Source organism: Rhodococcus sp. 06-221-2 (assembly GCF_002258365.1).
Taxonomy (GTDB): domain Bacteria; phylum Actinomycetota; class Actinomycetes; order Mycobacteriales; family Mycobacteriaceae; genus Rhodococcoides; species Rhodococcoides fascians.
Genome location: NZ_NOYJ01000004.1, coordinates 409,703 through 435,789, shown reverse-complemented (window position 1 = coordinate 435,789; position 26,087 = coordinate 409,703). Strand labels below are relative to the sequence as shown.

27 protein-coding genes are annotated in these 26,087 nt (G+C 65.1%); 11 read left to right on the top strand and 16 right to left on the bottom strand.

Annotated elements, in window-relative coordinates; all coding sequences use genetic code 11:
• Nucleotide 1 precedes the first annotated feature (1 nt).
• The 4 genes from CH281_RS03220 to CH281_RS03205 form a co-directional block, all read right to left on the bottom strand.
• On the bottom strand, nucleotides 2–1,201 hold the full coding sequence (locus CH281_RS03220) for an NAD(P)-dependent malic enzyme (RefSeq protein WP_032371946.1): 1,200 nt from the start codon (nucleotides 1,199–1,201) through the stop codon (nucleotides 2–4).
• 269 nt (nucleotides 1,202–1,470) lie between these two features.
• Entirely contained in the window at nucleotides 1,471–1,764 is a 294-nt protein-coding gene (locus CH281_RS03215; protein WP_052053095.1) for a hypothetical protein, read from the bottom strand.
• Entirely contained in the window at nucleotides 1,761–2,375 is a 615-nt protein-coding gene (locus CH281_RS03210; protein ID WP_027498030.1) for a MarC family protein, read from the bottom strand. Before CH281_RS03210 ends, CH281_RS03215 begins: the two co-directional genes overlap by 4 nt.
• Nucleotides 2,372–3,208 carry a PHP domain-containing protein gene (locus tag CH281_RS03205; RefSeq protein WP_027498031.1) on the bottom strand — a complete coding sequence of 279 codons (837 nt, stop codon included), beginning with the start codon at nucleotides 3,206–3,208 and terminating at the stop codon, nucleotides 2,372–2,374. The genes CH281_RS03210 and CH281_RS03205 overlap by 4 nt, the downstream gene beginning before the upstream one ends.
• 79 nt (nucleotides 3,209–3,287) lie before the next feature.
• Between CH281_RS03205 and CH281_RS03200 the strand changes: the two genes are divergently transcribed.
• A complete protein-coding gene (locus CH281_RS03200) occupies nucleotides 3,288–4,376 on the top strand; it encodes a magnesium and cobalt transport protein CorA (RefSeq protein WP_027498032.1) in 1,089 nt (362 codons plus the stop codon).
• A 75-nt stretch (nucleotides 4,377–4,451) separates the two neighbouring features.
• Here the strand turns inward: CH281_RS03200 and CH281_RS03195 are convergent, their stop codons facing one another.
• Nucleotides 4,452–5,045, bottom strand: coding sequence for a suppressor of fused domain protein (locus tag CH281_RS03195; protein WP_174557311.1), 594 nt, complete (start codon nucleotides 5,043–5,045; stop codon nucleotides 4,452–4,454).
• A gap of 70 nt (nucleotides 5,046–5,115) precedes the next feature.
• Here CH281_RS03195 and CH281_RS03190 point away from each other — a divergent pair, with 70 nt between their 5' ends.
• The 3 genes from CH281_RS03190 to CH281_RS03180 all read left to right on the top strand — a co-directional run bounded on the left by CH281_RS03190 (nucleotide 5,116) and on the right by CH281_RS03180 (nucleotide 8,246).
• Nucleotides 5,116–5,832, top strand: a complete 717-nt coding sequence (locus CH281_RS03190) for a metallophosphoesterase family protein (RefSeq protein WP_027498034.1) — start codon at nucleotides 5,116–5,118, stop codon at nucleotides 5,830–5,832.
• Complete coding sequence (locus tag CH281_RS03185) at nucleotides 5,822–6,685, top strand: hypothetical protein (protein ID WP_032371672.1); 864 nt, start codon at nucleotides 5,822–5,824, stop codon at nucleotides 6,683–6,685. Before CH281_RS03190 ends, CH281_RS03185 begins: the two co-directional genes overlap by 11 nt.
• A 124-nt stretch (nucleotides 6,686–6,809) precedes the next feature.
• Nucleotides 6,810–8,246 (top strand): MFS transporter, encoded by a 1,437-nt coding sequence (locus CH281_RS03180; protein ID WP_094692841.1) that lies wholly within the window; start codon nucleotides 6,810–6,812, stop codon nucleotides 8,244–8,246.
• A gap of 67 nt (nucleotides 8,247–8,313) precedes the next feature.
• Here the strand turns inward: CH281_RS03180 and CH281_RS03175 are convergent, their stop codons facing one another.
• The 6 genes from CH281_RS03175 to CH281_RS03150 form a co-directional block, all read right to left on the bottom strand.
• Entirely contained in the window at nucleotides 8,314–9,483 is a 1,170-nt protein-coding gene (locus CH281_RS03175) for an ABC transporter ATP-binding protein (RefSeq protein ID WP_027498036.1), read from the bottom strand.
• A 5-nt stretch (nucleotides 9,484–9,488) separates the two neighbouring features.
• A complete protein-coding gene (locus CH281_RS03170) occupies nucleotides 9,489–10,322 on the bottom strand; it encodes a carbohydrate ABC transporter permease (protein ID WP_027498037.1) in 834 nt (277 codons plus the stop codon).
• A complete protein-coding gene (locus CH281_RS03165; RefSeq protein ID WP_027498038.1) occupies nucleotides 10,322–11,266 on the bottom strand; it encodes a carbohydrate ABC transporter permease in 945 nt (314 codons plus the stop codon). The genes CH281_RS03170 and CH281_RS03165 overlap by 1 nt, the downstream gene beginning before the upstream one ends.
• Entirely contained in the window at nucleotides 11,263–12,585 is a 1,323-nt protein-coding gene (locus CH281_RS03160; RefSeq protein WP_027498039.1) for an ABC transporter substrate-binding protein, read from the bottom strand. The genes CH281_RS03165 and CH281_RS03160 overlap by 4 nt, the downstream gene beginning before the upstream one ends.
• 196 nt (nucleotides 12,586–12,781) lie before the next feature.
• Nucleotides 12,782–13,270 (bottom strand): general stress protein, encoded by a 489-nt coding sequence (locus CH281_RS03155; protein WP_027498040.1) that lies wholly within the window; start codon nucleotides 13,268–13,270, stop codon nucleotides 12,782–12,784.
• A gap of 99 nt (nucleotides 13,271–13,369) precedes the next feature.
• On the bottom strand, nucleotides 13,370–14,326 hold the full coding sequence (locus tag CH281_RS03150) for an HpcH/HpaI aldolase/citrate lyase family protein (RefSeq protein ID WP_094644034.1): 957 nt from the start codon (nucleotides 14,324–14,326) through the stop codon (nucleotides 13,370–13,372).
• Nucleotides 14,327–14,386: 60 nt separating this feature from the next.
• On the opposite strand from CH281_RS03150, the gene CH281_RS03145 reads away from it, so the two are divergent.
• From CH281_RS03145 to CH281_RS03120, 6 genes are all read left to right on the top strand, one after another.
• Nucleotides 14,387–15,661, top strand: coding sequence for a magnesium transporter MgtE N-terminal domain-containing protein (locus CH281_RS03145; protein WP_027498042.1), 1,275 nt, complete (start codon nucleotides 14,387–14,389; stop codon nucleotides 15,659–15,661).
• Between the two features lie 20 nt (nucleotides 15,662–15,681).
• Entirely contained in the window at nucleotides 15,682–16,212 is a 531-nt protein-coding gene (locus CH281_RS03140) for a DUF1003 domain-containing protein (RefSeq protein WP_045840756.1), read from the top strand.
• A 125-nt stretch (nucleotides 16,213–16,337) separates the two neighbouring features.
• Nucleotides 16,338–17,210 (top strand): lytic transglycosylase domain-containing protein, encoded by an 873-nt coding sequence (locus tag CH281_RS03135; protein WP_027498044.1) that lies wholly within the window; start codon nucleotides 16,338–16,340, stop codon nucleotides 17,208–17,210.
• A gap of 70 nt (nucleotides 17,211–17,280) precedes the next feature.
• Entirely contained in the window at nucleotides 17,281–18,417 is a 1,137-nt protein-coding gene (locus CH281_RS03130; protein ID WP_094621823.1) for an Mrp/NBP35 family ATP-binding protein, read from the top strand.
• 92 nt (nucleotides 18,418–18,509) lie between these two features.
• Nucleotides 18,510–19,967 (top strand): amino acid ABC transporter substrate-binding protein/permease, encoded by a 1,458-nt coding sequence (locus tag CH281_RS03125; RefSeq protein WP_032369630.1) that lies wholly within the window; start codon nucleotides 18,510–18,512, stop codon nucleotides 19,965–19,967.
• Complete coding sequence (locus CH281_RS03120; protein ID WP_051365249.1) at nucleotides 19,964–20,737, top strand: amino acid ABC transporter ATP-binding protein; 774 nt, start codon at nucleotides 19,964–19,966, stop codon at nucleotides 20,735–20,737. The genes CH281_RS03125 and CH281_RS03120 overlap by 4 nt, the downstream gene beginning before the upstream one ends.
• Before the next feature lie 160 nt (nucleotides 20,738–20,897).
• Here CH281_RS03120 and tatB read toward each other — a convergent pair whose 3' ends face one another.
• The 4 genes from tatB to sigE form a co-directional block, all read right to left on the bottom strand.
• Nucleotides 20,898–21,362 carry a Sec-independent protein translocase protein TatB gene (gene tatB / locus CH281_RS03115; protein ID WP_094692839.1) on the bottom strand — a complete coding sequence of 155 codons (465 nt, stop codon included), beginning with the start codon at nucleotides 21,360–21,362 and terminating at the stop codon, nucleotides 20,898–20,900.
• A gap of 18 nt (nucleotides 21,363–21,380) precedes the next feature.
• Complete coding sequence (locus tag CH281_RS03110; protein ID WP_094692837.1) at nucleotides 21,381–22,886, bottom strand: S1C family serine protease; 1,506 nt, start codon at nucleotides 22,884–22,886, stop codon at nucleotides 21,381–21,383.
• Nucleotides 22,887–22,970: 84 nt separating this feature from the next.
• A complete protein-coding gene (locus CH281_RS03105) occupies nucleotides 22,971–23,297 on the bottom strand; it encodes a hypothetical protein (protein ID WP_032365497.1) in 327 nt (108 codons plus the stop codon).
• A gap of 16 nt (nucleotides 23,298–23,313) precedes the next feature.
• Nucleotides 23,314–23,940, bottom strand: a complete 627-nt coding sequence (sigE, locus tag CH281_RS03100; RefSeq protein ID WP_045840779.1) for an RNA polymerase sigma factor SigE — start codon at nucleotides 23,938–23,940, stop codon at nucleotides 23,314–23,316.
• A 239-nt stretch (nucleotides 23,941–24,179) separates the two neighbouring features.
• On the opposite strand from sigE, the gene CH281_RS03095 reads away from it, so the two are divergent.
• Nucleotides 24,180–24,791, top strand: a complete 612-nt coding sequence (locus tag CH281_RS03095; protein ID WP_032365496.1) for an O-methyltransferase — start codon at nucleotides 24,180–24,182, stop codon at nucleotides 24,789–24,791.
• Between the two features lie 61 nt (nucleotides 24,792–24,852).
• Here CH281_RS03095 and glgC read toward each other — a convergent pair whose 3' ends face one another.
• Nucleotides 24,853–26,067, bottom strand: coding sequence for a glucose-1-phosphate adenylyltransferase (gene glgC, locus CH281_RS03090; protein WP_027498053.1), 1,215 nt, complete (start codon nucleotides 26,065–26,067; stop codon nucleotides 24,853–24,855).
• Nucleotides 26,068–26,087 lie beyond the last annotated feature (20 nt).

Genomic DNA, 26,087 nt, shown 5'->3' with positions numbered 1-26,087 from the left:
CCTACGCGACGCCCTCGGCTCGCGCTGCTGCCGCAACTGCGTCCGCAACGGCCGGGGCGACGCGAGGATCGAGCGGGCTCGGGACGATTCTGTCCGCGGCCAACTCGTCGCCGAGAACCGAGAGGATTGCCTCGGCAGCGGCGAGCTTCATGCCTTCGGTGATGCGGCGTGCGCCGGCGTCGAGCGCGCCCTTGAACACACCGGGGAAGGCCAGAACGTTGTTGATCTGATTGGGGAAATCGCTGCGTCCGGTCGCGACGATGGCCGCGTATTTCCTGGCCACCTCGGGGTGGATCTCCGGATCCGGGTTCGAGAGCGCGAACACGATGGACTCGGGGGCCATCGAGGCGATGACGCTCTCGTCCACCTTGCCTGCGGACAGTCCGAGGAACACGTCGGCTCCGGCCAGCGCATCGCCCGGTCCCCCGCTCAGTCCACGAGGGTTGGTCCGTGCGGCGAGGTCGGCCTTGACGCCGGCGAGGTCACCGCGGTCGGCCGAGACGACGCCTTTGGAGTCGAGGACCACGACGTCGGAGATGCCGGCGGCGAGCAACATATTCGCGCACGCAACGCCTGCAGCGCCTGCACCCGAGACGACCACTCGAAGCCCGGCCAGTTCCCGGCCCTGTACCCGTGCAGCACCCGTCAGCGCCGCGAGGACGACGATGGCCGTGCCGTGTTGGTCGTCGTGCATCACGGGGCAGTCCAGTGCCTCGACGACGCGTCGTTCCACCTCGAAACACCGCGGGGCGGAAATGTCTTCGAGGTTGACGGCTCCGAAACTGTGCCGCATCCGCACGATCGTCTCGACGATCTCGTCGACATCGTGGGTATCGAGCACGATCGGGATGGAATCGAGGCCGGCGAACTTCTTGAACAGCGCCGCCTTGCCCTCCATCACCGGCAACGACGCGCGCGGACCGATGTCGCCCAGGCCGAGCACCGCGGAACCGTCGGAGATGACGGCGACCAGCCGGTCGGTCCAGGTGTAACGCTTGGCCAGTGCCGGGTCGGCGGCGATGGCACGGCTGACCTGGGCCACTCCCGGGGTGTACGCGATCGAGAGATCGCGCTGGGTCTCGAGCGGCGCGGCCAACTGGACCGAAAGCTTGCCGCCGAGATGCCCGGCGAAGATCTCGTCGTCGGTGATCGCGGCCGCAACTGCCGATGGTGTTCCTGTGGTGTCTTCGACTGCCGTCACGGTGAAAGCTCCTCGCACTGTCGGCCTCGACGAGGCAACACGTGTCTACGAAGTGATTGATGCTCGAAAGGGTCGCGGACTACCGGAGGGCGCCAGTACTGGCTGCCGACTGCCGAAAGAGTGTCTCGCACGTGCGGCGGGTGTGCCTGCACAGTCAACGATGGGCTGTAGCCGCATCGATGCAACGGCCCAAGTGTGCCATACCGCCCACCGAACTGACCACAGAGTCAGAAACCAGCGTGAACCGCTGCCACCACTGCGCTACCGCCCTACTGCCACCATTGGGTCCACAGGACGAGACCGGTGACCACGAAGACCACGATCGCTCCGAGGAAGGCGGTGAATCCGCGTCGATGATCGGCGATGCGCTGAGCTGCGATGGCGACGACAGCGGCAACGATGTGCACGGTGACCGACAGCGCGCCCGGTCCCGGGTAGCCGCGGGACTGACCGAGATATTGGGTGACGCCGACGCCGATCGCCAGCACCAGCAGTCCGGCGGTGACGATGCCGCTGAGCCCGCGCAGGAAGCGCAGTCCGGCACCCGCTCCGGCCCCGCTCATGCTCCGGCCACGAATCCGCGGACGGAGTCCGCGATCAACTGCACCGCGATGGCGGCGAGCAACAGGCCTGCGATGCGTGCCAGCAGCGAGATGCCGCCCTCGCCGAGCAGCCGGATGAGGACGGTGGAGAATCGCAGAATCACGAAGAACAGGACGTGAATCGTGATGATGCCCAGGGCAATTGCGAGCAACGAGCTCGCGTTGCCGTCGGCCTGACTGACGTAGACGATCACCGCGGCGATGGCTCCGGGGCCCGCCATCAACGGCGTTCCCAGCGGCACGAGTGCGACGTTGACGTCCTCGGCCGCCGCGTCGCCGCCCGCGCCCTTTCCGGTGAGCAACGACAGTGCGATGAGCAGGAGCAGGAGTCCACCCGCGCCCTGCAGTGCCGGAATGCCGATGTGCAGGTAGCTCAGAATGGCCTGGCCGCCGATCGCGAACACCGAGATGACGGTGAGCGAGACCGCGGGTGCCTGCCATGCGGCCTTGTTGCGCACTTCCTTGCTCTTGCGTCCCACCAGGGACAGGAACACCGGAATCGCGCCCGGTGGATCCATGATCACGAACAGCGTGATCAGAACCGTCAGGTACAGCGTCACGTCGAAGTTCATGACCGGGCCGCCGCGATCAGTCGGTCGTACTGCTCCGGGTCGGTGGTGTACTCGCCCAGCTTCACGGTCTTGTTGGTGCCGTGATAATCCGAGGACCCGGTGACGATGAGGTCCAACTCCGCGGCCAACTCGGCCATCACCACGGTGTCCTCCGGCGAGTGGTCCATGTGGTGGACTTCCACACCGCCGAGCCCGAGCGGGGTGAGTTCTCGGATGTGGTCCAGATCCAGGATGCGTCCGCGCTTGCGGGCCCGGGCATGCGCGAGCACGCTGACGCCGCCTGCGGCGGCAATCATCTCGACGGCGACGTCGAGTGGAGTGTCGACCTTGCCCACGTAGTACTTGCCACCCGTTGCCAGCGGACCGGCGAACGCCGCGTCCATGTCCGAGACGTAGCCGGCCTCGATCAGAGCCTGGCCCAGATGGGGACGACCGGCGGCTTCCCCGGCCGAGGCGAGAACCGCGTCGGGATCGATGGGTAGGCCGTCCGCGGCCATGTTCTCGGCAATGGCCCGCAGCCGGGTCACCCGCTCACCGCGCAGTCGTGCACGCTCGGCCGCGAATGCCTCGTTCTCGGGGTCGAACAGGTACGCCAGCAGGTGCACCGGGACGGGCGTGCCGTCCTCCCCACGACCGGTGCACGACAGTTCCATGCCGCGCACGAGCGTCAGGCCGGCAGGCGATGCGGCAGCGGCCTCGTCCCATCCGGCCGTGGTGTCGTGATCGGTGAGCGCCACCACCGACAGGCCCGCTGCCGACGCAGCGCGAACCAGCTCGGCCGGGCTGTCGGTACCGTCGGACGCTGTCGAGTGGGTGTGGAGATCGATGAGCACCAGAACAGTGTCCCAGGCGTACCGCCGTGATGTTCCGGGCCCACTGTTCTGTCGTTTTCCTGGCGTACGATTGCCCGCCATGCCGTCCCTTCCACCGCGTCCCTCACTGCCCTCGCTACACCGACGAGGAAACAAGGCCGTTCCCGATTCGAGTCCACGAATACCGGTGCCGACGGCGCGCGCCATCGTCGACTGCGCTGTCTACGTCGACGGCTCACGGCTACCCGGCCGGTTCACTCACACTTCCGCGATCGCCGAAGTACGAGCCCGCGGCGAGGGGTTCGTCTGGGTGGGCCTGCATGCGCCGGACGACCGTCAGATGAACGCGATCGCTCAGTGTTACGACCTGCACGAGTTGATGGTCGAGGACACCGTGCACGCGCATCAGCGGCCCAAGCTCGAGCGATACGACGACGTCGCATTCCTCGTCCTGCGCACGGTCAAGTACGTCGAACACGAGTCGGTGACGACGGCGAACGAGATCGTCGAGAGCGGCGAGATCATGGTGATGGTCGGTCGAGATTTCGTTATCACCGTCCGACACGGTGAACACTCCGGATTGGCCGGCGTGCGCCAGCGACTCGAGGACAATCCGGAGCAGCTCGCGCTCGGCCCGTCGGCGGTGCTGCACGCGGTGGCCGACCACGTCGTCGACGAGTACCTGGCCGTCACCGACTCGATCGAGAGGGACGTCGACGGCATGGAGGAGGAGGTGTTCTCCCCGCATCATCACGTGCCGATCGAGAACATCTATCTGCTCAAGCGAGAGGTCGTGGAACTACGCCGGTCGGTGACCCCACTGTCGACGCCTCTCGCACGGCTGGTCCAGGAGCCCAGTGTTCCGAAGTCCGTCCGGCGGTACCTGCGTGACGTGCAGGACCATCACACCACCGTCGCCGAACGTATCTCCGAATACGACGAGGTACTCAGCTCGCTCGTCGACGCCGCCCTCGCTCGGGTGACGATGCAGCAGAACCTCGACATGCGCAAGATCTCGTCCTGGGTGGCGATCGCGGCGGTGCCGACCATGGTGGCCGGCATCTACGGCATGAACTTCGACAACATGCCCGAGCTGCACTGGACCTACGGGTACCACACGATCGTCGCGATCGTCGCCTGCGTGTGCGTCGGTCTGTGGCGAACGTTCCACAAGAACAACTGGCTGTAGATTCCCGCGCCAGGGACGAACTCCGACAGAAGCGGGTAGCAACCGGAAGTTGACACCCTGTGCGCAGGAGCCCTATCAGAGGCTGGCTGCGGACCGGTTGGGGTCTCGGACGTCGATCCCCGCTTCCTTCCAGGCCTCGCGCAACGCGTCCGCCCCGCGTAACCGCACCCAGGCGGCCTCGGTTCCGGTCAACGGCACCGCGGCGAAGAAATGAACCGGATCGAAAGGCTCCGGCAGCGGCAGGTCCGCGATGTCGCTCGGCCCGAGCAGCACGGCCGTGAACGGCGCGTTGGTCCACAGCGGCTCACCGAGATCGAGCAGGGCGTCCTCCACCAGCACGACGCCCTCCACCGCAGGCGAGGCCGCGAGCACGGCCAAGCTCTTGTGGACGCCCGACGCCACGCCTGCGCCACCGCGAAGGGTCAGTACCAGTTCGGCGCGAGGGCCACGGGACGGATCGGCGACCATGTCGTTCGGGTCTGCCATGGGGTGACGCGAGCAGCCGAGGCTGACGTACCGCACCACCTCGGAGTCCGCTCCGAATCGCAGCACGTCCAGTGACTCCAGGCCGAGGAACGTCACGGACGCGGACGACGGGTTGTCGTCGCCGATCTCGGTCACCAGATGTGCGCGTACCGCGGTAATGACACTCTCGCTCACGAGACCCATCCAACACCACCGGTGCCCGAGAAGTCCGTTCGGAGGTGCCACCGCGGACGAGGTGGGTACCGTCGTACCCGTGGTATCCGTTCTCGCTGTGTCCGACGAAACGATCGAATCTCTGTGGAGTCCGCAGGTGAAGTCGCTCGGCGTCGATCTGATTCTCGGCGCGGGTGACCTTCCGTTCGATTACCTCGAGTACCTGACCGATGCGTTGAACGCTCCGTGCGTGTTCGTGCCCGGCAATCACGACGCGGACCTGACGGGTTATTCGGCCGGGAAGGCCGGCTGGATGCGCGCCGGGCTGCCTGCCACCTGGCCGGGGCCGGTGGGTGCGATCAACGTCGACCGGCGGATCGTGTCCGCTGCCGGTCTGCGTATCGCCGGTCTCGGCGGGTCGATCCGCTACAACGGCGGCCCCAATCAATGGACGCAACGTCAGCAGCGCAGACGCTCACGCACCCTCACTCGAACATTCGCGTGGAATCGCAACGTCCGCAAGGACGTACGGCCGGTGGACATTCTGCTCACTCACAGCCCACCCCTCGGAGTCGGCGACGACACCGACCCGGCACACGTCGGCTTCGACTGCCTGGACGAGGTGACGCGTCGACTCTCCCCACAGTTGTTGTTGCACGGCCACATTCATCCACACGGCCACACCCCGGACGATCTGGCCCTGCACGGGGCGGCGGTGATCAACACCGTCGGATACACCCTGCTCGACGTCGAACCGGGTGGGCAGCGACAGCACGTCGAAGCACCGAGGATCGTGAGGCGCAGACATGGCACGTGACACCGGATTCCCGGCCGCCGACGCGGAGAACGACTTCACCCGCCAGCGTCGACGCGCCGACGTGGCGAGACTCGTCGGGTGGCTGCGGCGTCAACCCGACGACGTCAACACCATCCTGCCGTTCGACGAGGTGGTTGCTGCCCTCGGCAAGGTCGGTGAACGGCACCTGGGTCTGCAGGTCATTCGCGTCGAGACCATCGTCGGAAGTGTCGACCGCACCCGCGACTTCGACAGGTTCTTCAGGCCGACCTCGGCGCGGATCAGGGAACGCTGGCAGCGGTTGGCGGCGGCGCAGCGCCGCGGTGAAGCGATGCCGCCGATCCAGGTGTATCGCATCGGCGGCATGCACTTCGTCGTCGACGGGCATCACCGGGTGTCGATCGCGTTCGCGATGCATCGCACGACGATCGACGCCGTCGTCACCGAGATCATCACGCGTATCTCCCCCGAGGGCATCACCCGGCGCGGCGATCTGTTGATCAAGGATCATCGCCGCATCTTCCTGAGTCGGGTACCCCTGGTGGGACGCGCACGCGAGGCGGTACAGGTCACCGACCCGTTCGATTACGCGCAACTGAGCGAGTCGGTGGAGGCCTGGGGATTTCGGCTGATGCAGGAACTCGGGGAGTTCGTCGACCGCGGAACGGTCGCACGACGCTGGTTCGGTGAGGAGTACCTGCCGGTGGTCCGCATGGTGCGGGCGGCCGAGATTCTCGAGGACCGCACCGATGCCGAGGCCTATCTGTGGATGAGCCGTGAGCGCTATCGGCTGGTGCGCGAGCACGTCTGGAACGACGAGATCGTCAGTGAACTCCGGCAGAAGGCCCTGGGGAAGCCCAACCGGGCGCAATAGCTCGTCTGAGGCACCTCGGCTCACACCGGGGAAACCGGTACCCGATAATTAATTAGATGCGTTCAACATTTTAGTTCGATCGGTTCGTATTTTCGGTTGTCATAGGTAACGAGGTAGCTCTTCCATGTCCACCCGCCGCACGCTGCTGCCAGGACTCTGTTTCATCGTCATGACCCTCGCCGTCCTGCAGACGATGGTCGTTCCCATCGTGGGCACCATCGGCACCCAACTGGGCGTCAGCACCACCGCTGCCGGGTGGGTGCTGACGGCGAACTTGTTGGCCGCGGTCATCGCCACCCCCGTCATCGGCCGACTCGCCGACCTGCACGGCAAACGCCCCGTGCTCATCGGCGTCCTGACCGTCGTGCTGGCCGGGTCGATGCTGGCAGCGTTGACCGATTCACTGACCTGGCTGCTGGTCGGCCGCATTCTGCAGGGCGTCTCGTACGCCCTCTTCCCCATCGCCCTGGCGGTGTTGCGCGACGAGATGCCACCGCGCGCACTCGTCGGCTCGATGTCGATCCTGTCTGGCACTCTCGGCGTGGGCGGCGGATTCGGATTGGTGCTGACGGGGCTGCTCACGGCCAACGGTGCCGACTACCACCGCGTCTTCTGGCTCACCGTCGCCATCGTCGTGGTTGCACTCGGCATCGCGTGGTTCGGTGTCCCGGCCCGACCGCGTAGCGGCAGCGGGTCGGTCGACTGGTGGGGTGCCGTACTTCTGGCGGGCACACTCCTGCTGCTGTTCCTGGCCCTCACCCAGGGCCGCACGTGGGGCTGGGGTTCGGTGGCCACCATCGGATGCGCTGTCGCGGGCGTGCTGCTGGGAACCGTCTGGTGGATCTTCGAGAAGCGCATCGATGCCCCGCTCGTCGCACCCCGCATGCTCACTCACGGGCCCCTGCTGGCCACCAACGTCGCCACCCTGTTCGTCGGCGTCGGAATGTTCGCCAACTTTCTGGCCTGCTCCTACTTCGTGCAGACCCCACGTGCCGTCGCCGGCTACGGATTCACCGCCAACGTTCTCGAAGCGAGTGTCGTGTACCTGCTACCCGGTGCAGCGGTAGGAGTGGTGGCCGCGGTGATCAGCGGTCGCCTCATCGGATCGTTCGGGCCGCGCCGAGTTCTCGTCGGCGGCGCGGTGATCGGCGTTCTCGGATTTGCGTTCGTCGCGGTGGCCCACGATCACACCTGGCAGCTGATCACCGCAGGCATCGTCATCAACACGTTCGTCAGCCTCGCGTTCGCGGCCCTGCCCAACCTGCTCATGGCCGAGGTCAGCGCAGCGGACACCGGCGTGGCCAACAGCGTCAACTCGATCGTGCGCACCGTCGGCACGTCGATCGCGAGTGCGTCATTGTCCACCGTGCTGGCGATGTTCACCATCGACGGCACAAACGTGGCCCGCGAGAGCGCGTACACCGCAGCCTTCGTCGCCGGTGCCGTGGCCTGCACCGTCGTCGCCGCGGCAGCCCTGGCCATCAGAAGCACCCCGGCAGCGCGGCAATCGGTGCGGGTTGCCGAGTCCGAACCGAACACCACGTCGAACGTGCCACTGTAGAGCCTGCGGCATGTGAGTGGAACTTCGTAGTGGGCTACGAAGTTCCGCTCACATGCGGCGCAGCCGCTCAGATTGTCAGGTTCGCACCCGACGCCTGGTCGAACACCGAGATCTTGCCCGGGTCGAACCACAGTTCCACCTGACCACCCTCGGCGGCCTTGGATTCGGCTGCCAGACGCGCAACCACCTGTGCGCCACCGAGATCGGCGATACCGGCATCGGCGGCCAGCTCCTGGAGTTCGCTGGACTCGACCTTGGCACCCTTCAGCGTGAAGTAGACGTACTTGTCGCTGCCCATGGACTCGAGCACGTCGACGGTTGCGGTGAAGGTGGCACCGCTCATCTTCTGGTAGCCGTCGATCAGTGCCGCGTCCTCGAAGTGCTCGGGACGGATACCGACGACCACCTCGCGGCCCGGGTTCTTGGCCTTGATCGCGTCCATTCGCTCGAGCGGGATCTCGATGTCGCCGAGGGCCGTGGACACTCCGTTCGAGGTGAGCTGTCCCGGAACGAAATTCATCGAGGGCGATCCTATGAAGCCGCCCACGAACAGGTTTCGCGGCTTGTCGTAGAGCTCCTGCGGAGAACCGATCTGCTGCACCAGCCCGCCGCGCAACACCACGACGCGGTCGCCGAGGGTCATGGCCTCGGTCTGATCGTGCGTGACGTAGACGGTGGTGGTGCCCAGACGCTTCTGCAGCCGCGAGATCTCGGCGCGCGTCTGGACTCGCAGCTTGGCGTCGAGGTTGGACAGCGGCTCGTCCATCAGGAAGGCCTTGGGGGTGCGAACGATGGCGCGTCCCATCGCAACTCGCTGTCGCTGACCACCGGAGAGGTTGGCGGGCTTCCGGTCGAGGTGCTGACTGAGATCTAGGATCTTGGCAGCCTCTTCGACCTTGTCGTTGATCTCGGTCTTGGAGAGCTTGGCGAGCGTCAGCGGGAAGGCGATGTTCTGCCGGACCGTCATGTGCGGGTACAGCGCGTAGGACTGGAACACCATCGCGATGTCGCGATCCTTCGGCGCCTTCTCGTTGACGCGCTCCCCCGCGATCCGCAGCTCACCGGACGAGATGTCCTCCAGCCCGGCGATCATGTTGAGCGTGGTGGACTTTCCGCAGCCGGACGGTCCGACGAGGATGATGAATTCGCCGTCGGCGATGGTGATGTCGACGTCGCTGACGGCAGCGGCGCCGTCCGGGTAGAGCTTGGTGACTTTGTCGAGAACGATTTCGGCCATGACGGTTATCCCTTCACTGCGCCGGACGTCAAGCCCGCCACGATACGTCGTTGGAAGAAGAGCACAAAAATGATGATCGGGATCGTGATGACGACGGCGGCTGCCGCGATCGATCCCGTGGGCTCCTCGAACTGAGAGCTACCGGTGAACTGCGAGATGGCCGCCGGGACGGTGACCGAACGTTCCGTCGCCGTCAGCGAGATGGCGAGCAGGAGGTCGTTCCAGGCGAAGATGAACACCAGGATCGATGCGGTGACGATGCCCGGTGCCGCCAGCGGGGCGATGACCTTGCGGAAAGCCTGTGCAGGCGTTGCTCCGTCCATCTTCGCCGCCTTCTCCAGCTCCCACGGGATCTCGCGGAAGAACGCGGAGAGGGTGTAGATCGCCAACGGCAACGCGAAGGTGATGTACGGGATGATCAGACCCGGCCAGGTGTCGAACAGACCGAGCGAGCGCGAGATGTCGAACAACGGTGTCACCAGCGAGATCTGGGGGAACATCGCGATCAGCAGAGCCGCACCGACCAGGAGCTTCTTGCCCGGAAAGTCCAGCCGGGCAACGGCATACGCGGCCATGGTGCCGATCACGACGGCGATCACCGTGGTGATCAACCCGATTCCGATGGAGTTCACCAGCGCCGAGGTGAACTGGTTGGTGGAGAAGATGCCCTTGTAGTTCTCCAGAGTGAACGACTGCGGGATGAACTTTCCGTCGGCGATCGTGGCCGTCGATTTGAACGACAGGCTGATGATCCACGCCAACGGAACGAGCGCGTAGAGGAGGACGAGGACGTTGACGACCGTCCAACCGACCTTCTTGCGAGGCGTAACAGTGGTCATTACTTGCGGCCTCCGTCGTCGGATCCCGGTGCCGAGGCACCGAACAACTTGATGAACACGAACGCGATGATCGCGACGCAGAAGAAGATCAGAATGCTGATCGCCGACCCGAGTCCGAGGTTGAACGCGCCGAACAGGTTGTTGTAACCGAGAATCGACACCGATCCTGTCTCGTTGCTCCCTCGGGTGAGGACGTAGATGTTGTCGAAGATGCGGAACGCGTCGAGCGTGCGGAAGAGGACCGCGACGAGAATTGCCGGCTTCATCAACGGAATGGTGATCCGCATCAGCCGCGTCCAGCCACCCGCTCCGTCCACCTCGGCGGCCTTGAGCAGATCGTCGGGCACCAGAGCCAGGCCTGCCAGCAGCAGCAGGGCCATGAACGGGGTCGTCTTCCACACCTCGGCCAGAACCACGATCGCGAGCGACGGGAACTGCTCGGTGAGCGGCGCGCTGCCGTCGGGCAACAGGTTGGCGAGATAACCGGTGCCCGGGGTCCAGGCGTAGTACCAGCTGTACGCGGCGGCGACGGTCACGATGCCGTACGGAATGAGCACCACGGTGCGGACGAGTCCGCGGCCGAAGATGGTGCGGTGCATGACCAGAGCCACTGCCAGACCGAGGATGAACTCGATGATCACCGAGATGATCGTGATGCCGGCGGTGACGCCGAATGCCGTCCACCAGTAGCCGTCGGACAGCACGGTCACGTAGTTGGAGATGCCGACGAATTGGCGATCCTCGGGGAACGCGAGGTTGTACTTCTGCAGACTGAGCCAGAAGGCGTACACGATCGGGTAGCCGGTGACCGCGAGCATCAGGATCGCCGCGGGTGCGACGAGGAGCAATCCCAGGCGTCGTTCGGCTTTCTTACCGTCGGAGATGTTCTTCAGAGCCGCCTGCCGATCGGCGGGCTGCGGCTGCGATTCGGTGGGATCGCTCATGGAATCAACCCTTCGGAATTGACGGCCTTGCTGACCAGTTCTGCGAGCTTGTCCACGTCGGCAACCGGATCGATGTTCTGCGGCGGGTTGAGGGCATCGGTCAACAGAATCGAAATGCTCTGGTAGGCAGGCGAAACGGGCCGCACTGCCGCGGACTCGATGGAACCGAGCACCCCTTCCCATGCGGGATAGACGGCCTGGAACTCCGGATCGGAGTACAGCGACTTCAGCACCGGGGGCACGCCGCCGTTGACGGCGTTGTTGCGCTGATTCTCCTGGTTGGTGAGGCACTCGACGGCTTCCCAGGCGAGGTCCTCGTGCTGAGTGGTCTTCGCGACGCCGATGTTGAAGCCGCCGATGGTGACCTTGGCGGGCTCCCCCGCGTTCACCTCGGGATACGGAGCACTGCGGAAGACCTCGGCGATGCGTGCATCCTGCTGATCGGCAGGCACATTCGCCAGATCGAGGAACGACACTGCCCCGGCGACGGCGTTCTCCTTCAGGCCGGGAAGCACGAACGGGTAGTTGACCTGGAAGGCCATCCGCCCCGACTCCATCCCGAGTCGAGCTGTCGCCTCGTCGCTCTGCGAGACCGATGGATCGCGGCCGTCGGCCGTGGCCACCCGCTTGATGATCTCGAGGGCCTTCTCGGTGGCGGCGCGGTGCTCGGGAGTGTCGTTGAGGGTCACCGTCGTTCCGTCTTCGGCGACCACCGACCCACCCGCGCTCTCGAGCAGCGAGTTGAACCAGACCATGAAGCCCTCGTACTGCTTGGCCTGCACACCGATCTGAGCGGGCTTACCGGCGGCCGCGTTGGCCTCGGCCACGTCGATCAGCTGATCCCACGTCTGCGGCGGGGTACCGCCCGGCACCTCGTCGGGCCGGTACCAGAGCAACTGGGTGTTGGAGTTGAGCGGAACGGCGTAGAGCTGGTCCTGCCATTCCGCGGTGGCGAGCGGGCCTTCCAGGGTGGACCCGTCGCGCAGCTTCGCCGAGAGGTCGTCCGGGACGGGCAATGCCCATCCGGCCTCGGCGAATTCGGCGGTCCAGACGACGTCGAGCGTCATCAGATCCAACGTCTTGTCGTTTCCGGCGAGACGCCTCGCGAGCTGCAGGCGCTGATCGTTGGCACTCTTGGGCAGTGTTCGCTGCTCCACCCGATACCGGCCGTTGGAGGCGTCCGAACACACCTGTGCCGCAGCGGCGTACTGCTCTGCGCCGTCTGCGGCAGTGTAGAAACTCAGAACCGGAACCGAACTGTCCGACGAACCACACGCTGCGAGCAACGGACTCGTCACCAGAGCCGCTGCCGCCAACACCCCTATCCTCGTTGCTTTTCCACGCCTACGACCACGATGTCTCGGCACTGTCCCGCCTCCGTACGTTCGGTTACTCGCGCAGCCCTTGTGTCGGCACTGCCGTGCACGAGAGAAACGTAACCGAACTCACTGGCCTCGAGGGCGATTTGGGGCTATTCCGTTACCTGTCGGTTGCCTGGTCGTCCAACCGTTGTGATCAAATCGACAGTTTGGCGAGCAGGTCGCGTGCTTTCTCTGCCGTCCGGGGCTCGCAGATGACGTCGTAGCGTCCGGCGACCAACTGCATGCTCGACGCGAAATCACGCTGTCCCTTGGTCGCGGCATACGGAATGGACGCCGAGATCAGGCCGAAGATGATGCCGCCGCCGACGCCGATGAGCAACGCGCCGAAGATGTTCTCGCTGAAGATACCGAGGACGAGACCGAGGAACACGCCCAACCATGCACCCGAAACGATGCCTCCGCCAATGACTTTGGGCCAGGTGAGCCGGCCGAGAACGCGTTCGACCTGCATCAGATCGACGCCGACGATGGTGACGTCCTGTACCGAGAATTCCTCGTCGGAGAGGAAATCGACGGCGCGCTGCGCCTCGGCATAGGTGGGGTAGGAACCGATGGGCCAACCGGACGGCGGCGTCGGCAGTCCTTGCCCTGGGCGGCCCGGCTGTGAGAGGGGATTGGTCATGACTCCATTGTGCCCCGAAACGGACTTTTCTGGTCGCTTCTGCAGGCTCCGCTCCGGCACCGTCACACCCATTGTTCGGCCCTCGGACAACCGCCTCGATCAGGAGATCGGCGGCTCGAACGTCGTCGTGCGTGTCAGACCGGCCGCCCGCCCCTTCGCCGAGACGACCAGCGCCATCTTGCGGCTCGCCTCGTCGATCATCTCGTCGCCGAGCATCACCGCACCGCGAGCGCCACCTGCTGCGGAGGTATGGAACTCGTACGCGTCGAGAATCATCTCGGCCTTGTCGTAATCGTCCTGTCGTGGCGCGAAGATCTCGTTGGCCGCCTCGATCTGCGTCGGGTGCAGCACCCACTTGCCGTCGAACCCGAGGCCGGCCGTCCGTCCCGCGGCCCGGCGAAACGCGTCGAGATCACGAATCTGCAGGTACGGGCCGTCGATCGCCTGCAATCCGTGCGTCCGAGCCGCCAGCAGGATCGTCATCAGAATGTGGTGATAGGCGTCGCCGGTGTCGTATCCCACCGGCTGTTCTCCGACGACGAGGGTGCGCATGTTGACGCTCGCCATCAGGTCGGCCGGCCCGAACACCAACGTCTGCACCCGGGGGCTCGCGGTTGCGATCTCGTCGATGTTGCGCAGGCTGCGCGCGCTCTCGATCTGCGGCTCGATGCCGATGGCCCCGAGGTCGAGACCGTGCTCCTTCTCGAGCTGAGTGAGCAACAGATCCAACGCCTGTACGTGCGCCGCGCACTCGACCTTCGGCAACAGGATGGCGTCGAGATTTCCACCCGCCCCGGAGACGACGTCGATGACGTCGCCGTACGTCCACTGCGTCGTCCAGTCGTTCACGCGCACGACCTTGAGCTGATCGCCCCACCCGTCGGAGTTCAACGCGTCGACGATGCGTGCGCGGGCCTCGACCTTGGCGATCGGCGCGACGGCGTCCTCGAGATCGAGGAAGATCGCGTCGGCAGGCAAGCCCTTGGCCTTGGCGATCATCTTGTCCGAACTGCCCGGAACGGCCAGTACCGATCGACGCAATCCCGAAGCACCCATCGAAAGCACTACCCCTGTCTGATTCACCCGCTGTATTGCCCTGCCTCTAACCTTGCCATCATGGCAGCACTGAGCAAGGTATTCGCGGCCAGGCTCGCCGGCCTCGGCGTCCTGGGCCCCGACGGCGAATCGATCGGGCGAGTGCGCGACGTGGTGGTCTCCATGCGCGTGGGCAGGGCACAGCCGCGAGTCCTCGGACTCGTGGTCGAATTGGCAACGCGCCGAAGAATTTTCGTCCCAATGCTGCGAGTGACCAGCATCGAGCCCAACTCCGTTCAGCTCACCACCGGAAACGTCAGTCTGCGCCGATTCACTCAGCGCGCGAACGAGATTCTGGTGTTCGCGCAGATACTCGACTCCAAGGTGCGCGTCGACGATCCCGAGCTCGACGAGTTGCACGACACCGATTCCGTCGTCGTCGATCTCGGCATCGAGCTCACCCGAACTCGAGACTGGAAGGTCGCACGCGTGGCGGTGCGTAAGCAGCGCCAACGCCTTGCGCGACGCGGTGCCATCCACGTCGTCGACTGGCAGCACGTGCAGGGGCTCACGCAGAACGAACTGTCGATGCCCGACCAGGGTGTGGCGCAGCTGTTGATGCAGTTCGAGGACCTGCGCGCCGCCGACGTGGCGAATGCGATGCGCGAGCTGCCCGTCAAGCGCCGCATGGAAGTTGCGCGGGCGTTGGACGACGAGCGCCTCGCCGACGTCGTCCAGGAATTGCCCGACGACGATCAGGTGGAGCTGATGCACTACCTCGGAGTCGACCGCGGTGCCGACGTGCTCGAGGCCATGGACCCCGACGACGCCGCCGACCTCCTCGGCGAGCTACCCGAGACCGAAGCGGAATCGCTTCTGCGACTGATGGATCCAGAGGACTCCGCGCCGGTCCGCCGCCTGCTCGAACACTCCCCCGACACCGCCGGCGGTCTGATGACGCCCGAGCCCGTGATCCTCACCGCGTCGACGACGGTGGCCGAGGCCCTCGCTCGGGTACGCAACCCCGACCTGACGCCTGCGCTGGCCTCACTCGTGTTCGTGGTGCGGCCGCCGACCGCAACACCGACCGGCCCATATCTGGGCTGTGTTCACCTGCAGCAACTGTTGCGAGAACCCCCGGCGAGTCTGGTGGGCGGAGTCGTGGACAGCGCACTCCCGCGGCTGTCCCCCGAGGACAGCCTGACCGCGGTGACGCGGTACTTCGCGACGTACAACCTCGTCTGCGGCCCGGTGGTCGACGACGAGGACCACCTGGTCGGGGCCGTGACCGTGGACGACGTCCTCGATCACCTGCTGCCCGAGGACTGGCGAGATCAGGAAGTGGCCGGACAGTGAAAGAAACAGCACGCCAGAGAATGGACACGCCGCGCGGTTCGCGGCTGTTCAACGTCAACTTCGACTTCGATCTCGGTAAGTCGGGTGAGAAAGCCGCCAGGTTCCTGGGTACCGGACGCTATCTGGCGATTCAGACCGGCATCGTCATCGTCTGGATCTTCCTCAACGTCGTGGCCGTCAATCTGCAGTGGGACCCGTATCCCTTCATCCTGCTCAACCTCGCCTTCTCGACGCAGGCCGCGTACGCCGCGCCGTTGATCCTGCTCGCCCAGAATCGGCAGGACGACCGCGACCGCGTCTCTCTCGAAGAGGATCGGTCGCGGGCTCAGCAGACCAAGGCCGACACCGAGTTCCTCGCGCGGGAGCTCGCAGCTCTGCGTATCGCCGTCGGTGAAGTCGCCACCCGTGACTATTTGCGCCGCGAACTCGACGACATCAGGGCGTTGCTGGAACAAGCGACGGGTCAACCCGCCAACGCACCGAAGAAGGCGCGCAAGAAAGCGGCCGCGCGCCTGGCCGACGACGCGTCGGGCGAGACCGACCCGCAATAGACCGCGCACCGCTCCGCGCCTGGTAACGGCCCGATAACGGAACAGTCTCGAATCAGGTACCCTCGATCCCGGTCATCAGGTCGGGCCCCGGAGATCATCCGGGGAAATCAGGAGGTACAGCGCGCGTGGGTCGTCACAGAAAAGCATCGAATTCCAAGGTTCGACGGAACTCGGTGATTGCTCTGGCAGGCCTCGTCCCCGCAGGACTCGTCACGGCCGCGACCAGCGCCGGAGCCACCGAATACATCCCGTTCGTCACCGCCAAGACGGCCCCGGCCGCACAGGAATCGAACTCCGTGGTCGAGACCCCGCAGCCGATCGCCCAGGACCAGCAGGCGCAGCCGGTGGCTCAGGCCGAGCTGCCGACACCCGCCCCGGTCCCCGCGCCCGCCCCGGCTCCCGAGATCCCGCCCACACCCGAGCTGCCCACCAACCTTGCTGTCAGCCCCATCGCGATCCCGGTCGTCAACGTCTCCGCCTACAAGAACGCCGAGCGCATCCTGGCCCAGCAGCAGCCCGGCTGCGGCATCAGCTGGACCGTCATCGCCGGCATCGGCCGCGTCGAGTCCACCCACGCCAACAACGGCAAGGTCGACGACTCGGGCGAACTGCACGAGCCCATTCTCGGGCCGGTTCTCAACGGCACCCTCGCCGGCAATCAGGTGATTCGTGACACCGACGGCGGCGCGCTCGACGGCGACACCCAGTACGACCGCGCAGTCGGCCCGATGCAATTCCTGCCCTCTACGTGGAACCTCTACCACGCCGACGGCAACGGCGACGGAGTCTCCGACCCACAGAACCTGTACGACGCGGCCCTGGCCACCGGTATGTACCTGTGCGACGACGGCACCAACGCCCGCGACCTGGCCTCGACCACCCGAGCAATCCTGCGCTACAACAATTCGATGGCCTACGTGGCGAACGTGCTCGCATGGTCGGCCGGTTACGCCACCGGCATCGTGCCCTCCTCGGACCAGCTGCCGCGGATTCACTGAATTCAACGCAGCACTAGATCGAGCTGCCCTGCTGTTCATCGGGAGTCGGCGCACCGCCTAGCATGAAGCAATGGCTGTACTGACCGAATCCGACGTTCGGACCGCGCTGACGAAGGTCATCGACCCCGAGATCCGTAAACCCATCACCGACCTCGGCATGGTCAAGAGCATCGACATCGCCGCCGACGGAGCCGTCGGCGTCGGCATCTACTTGACGACCTCCGGTTGCCCGATGAAGACCGAGATCAGCGATCGCGTGAAGAACGCCGTCGCCGACGTCGAGGGTGTGGGCACCGTGACGGTCGAACTCGACGTGATGAACGACGAGCAACGCACCGCACTGCGCAAGTCCCTGCGCGGCGATTCCGCCGAGCCGGTCATTCCCTTCGCGCAACCCGGATCGCTGACGCGCGTGTACGCGGTGGCGTCGGGCAAGGGCGGCGTGGGTAAGTCCAGCGTGACGGTCAACCTTGCCGCGTCCCTGTCCGCCCGCGGCCTGTCGGTGGGTGTGCTCGACGCCGACATCTACGGCCATTCCGTTCCCCGCATGCTCGGCAACGACGCGCGACCCACGCAGGTGGAGAAGATGATCATGCCGCCGCAGGCGCATGGCGTGAAGTTCATCTCGATCGCTCAGTTCACCGAGGGCAACACCCCGGTCGTCTGGCGCGGACCCATGCTGCACCGGGCCTTGCAGCAATTCCTCGCCGACGTGTTCTGGGGCGACCTGGACGTGCTCCTCCTCGATCTTCCGCCCGGCACCGGCGACGTGGCAATCTCTGTCGCACAACTGATTCCGAACGCAGAGATCCTCGTGGTCACCACCCCTCAGCAAGCCGCTGCCGAGGTCGCCGAGCGCGCCGGAGCGATCGCACTGCAGACGCGTCAGCGCGTCGCGGGCGTCGTGGAGAACATGTCTTGGCTCGAGCTGCCCGACGGTACCCGCATGGATATTTTCGGATCCGGTGGCGGACAGGACGTATCGGATCGCCTCACCAAGGCCGTGGGTGCAAAGGTGCCTCTGCTGGGCCAGATTCCGCTCGACACCGCCGTCCGCGAGGGCGGCGACGCCGGCACGCCGATTGTACTGAGCGACCCGAATTCGCCTGCAGCACAAGCACTCGAGTCGGTCGCCGCAAAGCTTGCGGTACGCGAGCGCGGACTGGTGGGAATGTCGCTGGGAATCGACACGACCCGGAAACTGTAAGGCAGGCGCTTATACCCGACAAACGACGCGGGAGACAGGGTTGGAGCCTTATGATTTGCCTTCAATCCTACTGTCGATAGAGAGTGGCCTTCATGAAGAAGCCGCATCGGGTCAGGCCGGTCGTCGTTCCGGTACTGATCGCACTGCTGATGACCCTGCTGGGATCCGTACTCGGTCCCGGGCTGGCGTCGGCACAACCTGCCCCGCCTGCCCAGAATTACTCGATCGCGACAGACACCACGTTCGCGCCCTTCGAATTCCAGGACGAGACAGGCAAACTCGTCGGAATCGACATGGACCTGCTCGCGGCCATCGCCGTCGACCAGGGCTTCGACTACACCGTCGAACAGGTCGGTTTCGACACCGCACTTCAGGGCGTCACCAGCGGCCAGTTCAACGGAATGATCGCCGGCATGTCGATCACCGACGAGCGCAAGGCCACCTTCGACTTCTCCGATCCGTACTTCGATTCCGGTGTCCAGATGGCGATTCTGGATTCGAACGACGAGATCAAGGGCTACGAAGACCTGCGCGGTAAGTCGGTCGCGGTCAAGAACGGCACCGAGGGTGCGACGTTCGCGACGTCGATCGCCGATCAGTACGGCTTCACCATCCGCAGCTTCGACGACTCCGCGACCATGTTCGAGGAAGTGCGCACCGGAAACTCCGCAGCGGCCTTCGAGGACTACCCGGTGCTCGCCTACGGCATCACCCAGGGCAACGGCTTCAAGACGGTCACCGAGAAGGAAGCCGGTGCCAGTTACGGATTCGCCGTCGCCAAGGGCACCAACGCCCAGTTGCTCGACCAGTTCAACACCGGCCTCGAAAACCTGCGCGCCAACGGCCAGTACGACGAAATTCTCGACACCTACCTCAACGCCGACGCGTCCACCGCCGACACCTCCATCCCCGGCCTGATCGCCAGCAGCTGGCAGTTGCTGCTCAAGGGTCTGTGGCTCACGATCGTGCTGACCGTCATCTCCATCGCCATCGCGTTGGTACTCGGCGGAATCTTCGGCCTGTTCCGCGTCTCGACCAACATCGTGCTCCGCGGCATCGGAACCACCTACGTCGACATCTTCCGTGGCACACCACTTCTGGTGCAGGCATTCTTCATCTACTTCGGCGTACCCGCGGCACTGAACTTTCAGATGTCGGCGTTCACCGCAGGCATCATCACACTCTCGCTCAACGCCGGTGCTTACATGGCCGAGATCGTCCGCGGCGGCATCCTCGCCGTCGACAAGGGCCAGATGGAGGCGTCGCGCAGCCTCGGCATCAGCTACCTCAAGTCGATGCGAAAAGTGGTGATGCCACAGGCAATTCGCACGATGATCCCGTCGTACATCAATCAGTTCGTCATCACACTCAAGGACACGTCGCTACTCTCGGTCATCGGCCTCGCCGAGCTGACGCAGACCGGTCGTCTGATCATCGCTCGCAACTTCGAGTCGTTCAACATGTGGCTCATCGTCGGCGTCCTGTACTTCATCATCATCATGGCTCTCACCAAGCTGTCGAACCGGCTCGAGAAGAGGATCAACAAATGAGCACCGAACTGACCAAGGACCTGCCGGTCGACAAAGGTCCGGGAACGAAGATCTCGATCAAGGCCCTGCAGAAGGCGTTCGGCGACAACACGGTTCTCAAGGGCATCGACGCCGAGATCGCCAACGGTGAAGTGGTCTGCGTGATCGGACCGTCCGGCTCCGGCAAGAGCACGTTCCTACGCTGCCTGAACAAGCTGGAAGACATCACCGCCGGATCGGTCGTCGTCGACGGAACCGACCTGACGGCGAAGAACGTGGACCTGGACAAGGTGCGCCAGAACATCGGCATGGTGTTCCAGCACTTCAACCTCTTTCCGCACATGACAGCCCTCGAGAACGTCATGCTCGCACCCGTCGAAACCAAGAAGATGACGAAGTCGCAGGCCAAGGACGCGGCCCTGCAGCTGCTCGAACAGGTAGGACTGTCCGAGCGGGCCGACTACAAGCCCGCCAACCTCTCCGGTGGGCAAAAGCAACGCGTGGCCATCGCGCGGGCACTGGCCATGAACCCGTCGATCATGCTGTTCGACGAAGCCACCAGCGCCCTGGACCCCGAAATGGTCGGCGAAGTTCTGCAGGTACTGCGCGACCTCGCCAAGGGCGGTATGACGATGGTGGTCGTCACCCACGAAATGGGCTTCGCGCGTGAGGTCGCGGATCGAGTGATCTTCATGGCCGAGGGCGTCATCGTCGAAGAGGGAACACCCGACGAGCTGTTCGGGAACCCGCAGAACCCACGCACCCAGGACTTCCTGAACAAGGTGCTCTAGCCACTGGCCCGCCCACTCCTGCCGCCCGCCCCGCCGCGGATCAATGCGCCTTTGTTGCACTCAGAGCGACTGAATCCCACATTCATCCGACGGGGGGCGCAGCGGTCGGGCGGGCGCAGCCTGCAGACTGGGTGGTTCGTCGGGCCGGTTGGGGCTATGCCTACGTGGCGTCGGCGTCGATGGGCGGGGTATCGCCGGGCGCGAGTTTCGGCTCGTTCTTGCTCATCGACACTCCACCCCCGGATGTACTGCCCGAGGACACGCCGTTCTGCGGCGTCGGTCCGCCCATGTTCTTGGGCTTGGTGTCGAAGGGCTTGCCCTTGAAGGTGTCGTCCAGCGGGTTCTTGAAGACCGAGTCGTCGCCGTCGAGCAGGTGTTTGGTGATCACGGCTCGGGGTGTCATGCCGCGGAGTTGGTTGAGGTCGGCGAGGGGCTTACGCAGGTCCTCGAAGTCGGTGCCGAGCTCGTCCTTGAGTTGTTGGCTCGCGCCGTTGGCGTAGTCCTTGACCTGGCGGAGGGACTTCGACACCCAGCTGATGGCACCAGGGAGACGATCCGGGCCGAGGATGACCAGAGCTGCTACGAGGAGAATGACGAGCTCTCCCCAACCGATGTTGCCGAACACGGGTGCCAGCCTACGTCGTCAGTCGGAAACCGGCGTGACGGACAGGTCCACCAGCCGTCCGGAGCGGACGAGTTGCACCGGCACCGCCTGACCGATCGTGGTTTCCTGCACCGCGACGACGAGCTCGTCCGCGTCCCCCACCGAGCGGTCGCCGACCTTGGTGATGACGTCCCCTTCGACGATTCCGGCTTGCTGAGCCGGCCCACCGGCCCGGACGTTGGCGACTTCTGCGCCGGCCGAGGTTTCGTTGATCACCGAACGCGCGTTGATCCCGAAATCCGGGTGCCGCATGACGCCGTCCCGAATCAGGGCCTGCGCCACCTCGGTGACCTCGTCGACGGGTATCGCGAAGCCCAGGCCCACCGATCCGCCGCTCTCGCTTCGGATGGCGGAGTTGATGCCGATGACGCGACCTTCGAAGTCGATCAGGGGGCCACCGGAGTTGCCCGGGTTGATGGCTGCGTCGGTCTGTACCGCGTCGATGACGGCGTTGGTGTCGGTGCCCTCCCCCGACAGCGCGACGGGGCGGTCGAGCGCACTGACGATGCCCGAGGTGACCGTCTTGTTCAGGCCGAGCGGTGACCCGACGGCGATGACGTCCTGGCCGACGCGGACGTCGTCGGACCGTCCGAGCTGAGCCTCGGTGAGGTTGCCGACGTCGGTCTTGAGTACGGCGAGGTCGGTCTTGGTGTCGCGGCCGACGATGCGTCCGGGCACTTTGGTGCCGTCGGAGAAGGTGACTTCGAGGGTCGACTTGTCCTCGTCGGATGCGGCGAGCGAGATCACGTGGTTGTTCGTGACGATGTAGCCCTCGTCGGCGTCGATCACGACGCCCGAGCCGGTGCCTCCGGTCTCGCCGAGGGTCACCTGAATGGAGACGACCGACGGCAGGACCGCGTCGGCCACCTTGCTGATCTGGCCGCGTGGGACGTCGTCGCCACTGGACTGGGTCAGTGTCACTTTCTGGCTGGTCAGTGCGCCGGTCACTTCGGCGGTCAGGCGGCCGAACAGTCCACCGACCAAGCCGATGACGAGGGCAAGGACACCGAGTACGACGAGCGCCCGCACGGATACCGATCGCCCGAACAAGACGTCGCGCACGCCGAGCTTGGTTCCAGGAGGGAGTACAGGAGGTGGTGGGGTGTCGAGGGCCGCGCCGCCCAGCGACACTCGGGACGCGGGATCACGCCACGGATCGACCGGAACCTGGGGGCCGGCGTCGGACTCGTCGACGGCGTCGGGGTCGCGCTGCAATGACTCGGTGGCGTCGTCGGGACGTCCGAAGGCCTCGGCCAGGACGGGGTCCGGCGGCCGGACCGACAGCCGGGAAGGCAGTTGTTCGTCGGGGCGACGTGGGGAGAACGAACCGCCGACGTCATCGGGACGTCCGAACACCGAGGCCGACACCGGATCGACGGTGGGTCGATGGACCGGACGCGGCGGCAACCGTGGACCTTCGTCTGCTGTGCCTGTGGTCTCGGTGATGGTCGAATTCGATGTCACGCGTCCGGTTACCCCTCGCATACGTCGGTGTGAGAGTTCAGTATCACTCGAGCGGTCGGGGCAGCTCGATGCAGGTGAGGACTCGTCGGCCAGAAAACGCGGCGGTCAGCGTCGACGACGGCGCACGGCCTCGACGGACGCCATGAACGAACGCTTGGATCGAGCGGGCCCGTCTTCGCCTGCACAGGACGGAATCTGGCTCAGCAATCCGAGGAGCGAATGTGGCATCGACATCTCGCCTGCTCCGCGGAGCGCTCGACGCGCCTGCTGCTGCGCCTCGACCTCGGCCGAGCATTCCGGGCATTCGGAGAGGTGGTGAGCGGCGCGGAGGTGGGCGGGCATTCGTAGTTCACCATCGACGTAGGCTGCGACGGCTTCACTGGCCAGATGTTCGGTGGAGCTGAATTGCCGAGGCTTGCGTGCCTGCGTCATCCAACCCTCCTCGTAGCTAGTGGACACTTGCGTGACCCGAGTCGACCTTCCCGTGCACTCGAAGGTACTCCCGTAGCGCGTGACGGCCACGGTGAATGCGACTACGAACCGTTCCGAGCTTGACGCCCAGTGTCGCACCGATCTCTTCGTACGACAGTCCTTCGATGTCGCACAACACGATTGCGGCGCGAAACTCGGGTGCCAGCGAATCGAGCGCAGACTGCAGATCCGGGTCGAGGCGAGCGTCGTGGTAGATCTGCTCGGGGTTGGGCCGGTCCGACGGAACGCGGTCGTAGTCCTCGGGCAGTGCTTCCATGCGGATACGGCTGCGGCGACGAACCATGTCGAGGAACAGGTTGGTCGTGATGCGGTGCAGCCAGCCCTCGAACGTTCCCGGCTGGTAGTTCGACAGGGAGCGGAACACGCGGATGAAGGTGTCCTGAGTCAGGTCCTCGGCGTCCTGGGCATTGCCGGAGAGGCGGTACGCGAGTCGGTAGACGCGGTCGCCGTGTTCGCGAACGAGCTCGTCCCAGGACGGCATGGTGGAGTTCTCGCCGGTCGCATCGAACACTGCGGTGCCGCTGAGGTCGTCGGGGGTGGGCACGGACTCGGGTAGACGAGCGATGTCGCGATCGCCGTTGATCTTGTAAATAGTTGGATCCTCCTGCTCAGGACTGCGTACGTCCTTCTGATTCAACCGACGACTACCCTCGGATGTTCCAGCTCACACTTCGCAATCGAGACGGACCTGCGATTCCTCCATAGCCTGACCGACCCGCGTGTGGGTCCGGTATGAATCACCTGAGGCCCACCTGAGAATGTGTGCGTGAGATCGAGCCCCGGGCACGATAACCTCGGGACGTGCCGACCAACGCCGAGAAGATGCTCGCTTATGCCGAAGACTCCGCTCAGGAGGACGAGGTTCTGATCGCAGCCAGAGAGCGAGCCGTCGACCTCGGTGCCGCTCCGGTGCCGCCGTCCGTCGGTGCCATCCTGAGCATCTTCACTCAGATGCTCGGCGCGAAGACGGTCGTCGAAATCGGAACGGGCGCGGGAATCAGCGGCCTGTGGTTGCTCGACGGGATGCGAGCGGACGGTGTGCTGACCACCATCGACACCGAGCCCGAACACCAGCGGGCAGCGCGAGAAGCATTCCGGGCAGGGGGAATCGCGCCGTCCCGCACTCGGCTGATCAACGGCTGGGCGTTGGACGTGCTCCCCCGATTGGCCGACGACACCTACGATCTGGTCTTCATCGACGCCAGTCCCGCGGACCATCCGCACTTCGTCGCCGAGAGTGTGCGGTTGCTACGCCCCGGCGGAGTTCTGGTACTGCACAACGCATTGCTGGGTGGCCGGGTTGCCGACCCGACTCAGCGCGACGCGACTGCGGTGGCCGTTCGATCGGCCGCGCGTGCCATCGCCGAGGACGAGCGCCTGACGACGGTGCTGCTCCCTCTGGGCGACGGGTTGATCTGCGCGTCGCGGGCGTGACCATGTGAGTGGAAATTCGTAGCACGCTACGAATTTCCACTCACATGCCGCAGGCTCTGCTCTAGATCCAGACGCCCTTGCCGACGGAGACGACTCCCCCGGCACTGACGTTGAAGCGTTCCCGGTCGCGTTCGAGATCGACTCCGACGATTTCGCCGTCACCGACGACCACGTTCTTGTCCAGGATCGCGTGCCGAACGACGGCACCCTTGCCGATCCGGACTCCGGGCATCAGGACGCTGCCTTCGACGGTCGCGCCGCTGTCGATCATGACGTTCGAGCTCAGTACCGAGTTACGGACGGTGGCGGCGCTGAGAATGCAGCCGGCACCGACGACGGATTCCTGAGCGAGGCCGCCCTGGACGAACTTGGCGGGCGGCAGATTCTCGGCCGATCCGCGGATGGGCCAGCGGCGGTTGTAGAGATTGAAGATGGGATGCACCGACACGAGGTCCATGTGGGCGTCGTAGAAGGCGTCGATGGTGCCGACGTCTCGCCAGTAGCCGCGATCGCGTTCGGTGGCACCGGGAACGACGTTGTCGTTGAAGTCGTAGACCGAGGCCACGCCTGCTTCGACGAGCGCCGGGATGATGTCGCCGCCCATGTCGTGGTCGGAGTCGGAGTTCTCGGAGTCCGCCTTGATGGCATCGACGAGCACCTTGGTGGTGAACACGTAGTTGCCCATCGACGCATACGTGACGTCCGGGTCGTCGGGGGTCCCGGGCGGCTGCGCCGGCTTCTCCAGGAACTGGGTGATCTTGCCGTTCTCGTCCGAGTCGATGCAGCCGAACGCGAATGCCTCGCTACGTGGAACCCGGATACCCGCGACGGTGACGCCCGCGCCGGAGTCGATGTGCTGCTGCACCATCTGCTCCGGATCCATTCGGTACACGTGGTCGGCACCGAAGACCACGATGTACTCGGGGTCCTCGTCGTACACCAGGTTCAGCGACTGGAAGATGGCGTCGGCGCTACCGGTGTACCACCGGGGGCCGAGACGCTGCTGTGCCGGGACCGGAGTGATGTACTCCCCGGCGAAACCGGACAGTCGCCACGTCTGCGAGATGTGGCGGTCCAGGGAATGGGACTTGTACTGAGTCAGCACGCAGAGCCGGAGGTAACCGGCATTCACGAGATTGCTCAACACGAAGTCGATGAGTCGGTAGGCGCCCCCGAAGGGAACGGCTGGCTTGGCTCGGTCCGCGGTCATCGGGTAAAGGCGCTTACCCTCTCCGCCGGCAAGCACAATCCCTAGTACGTGCGGTTGTGTCCTCACCCACCCAACCTATCCGCACC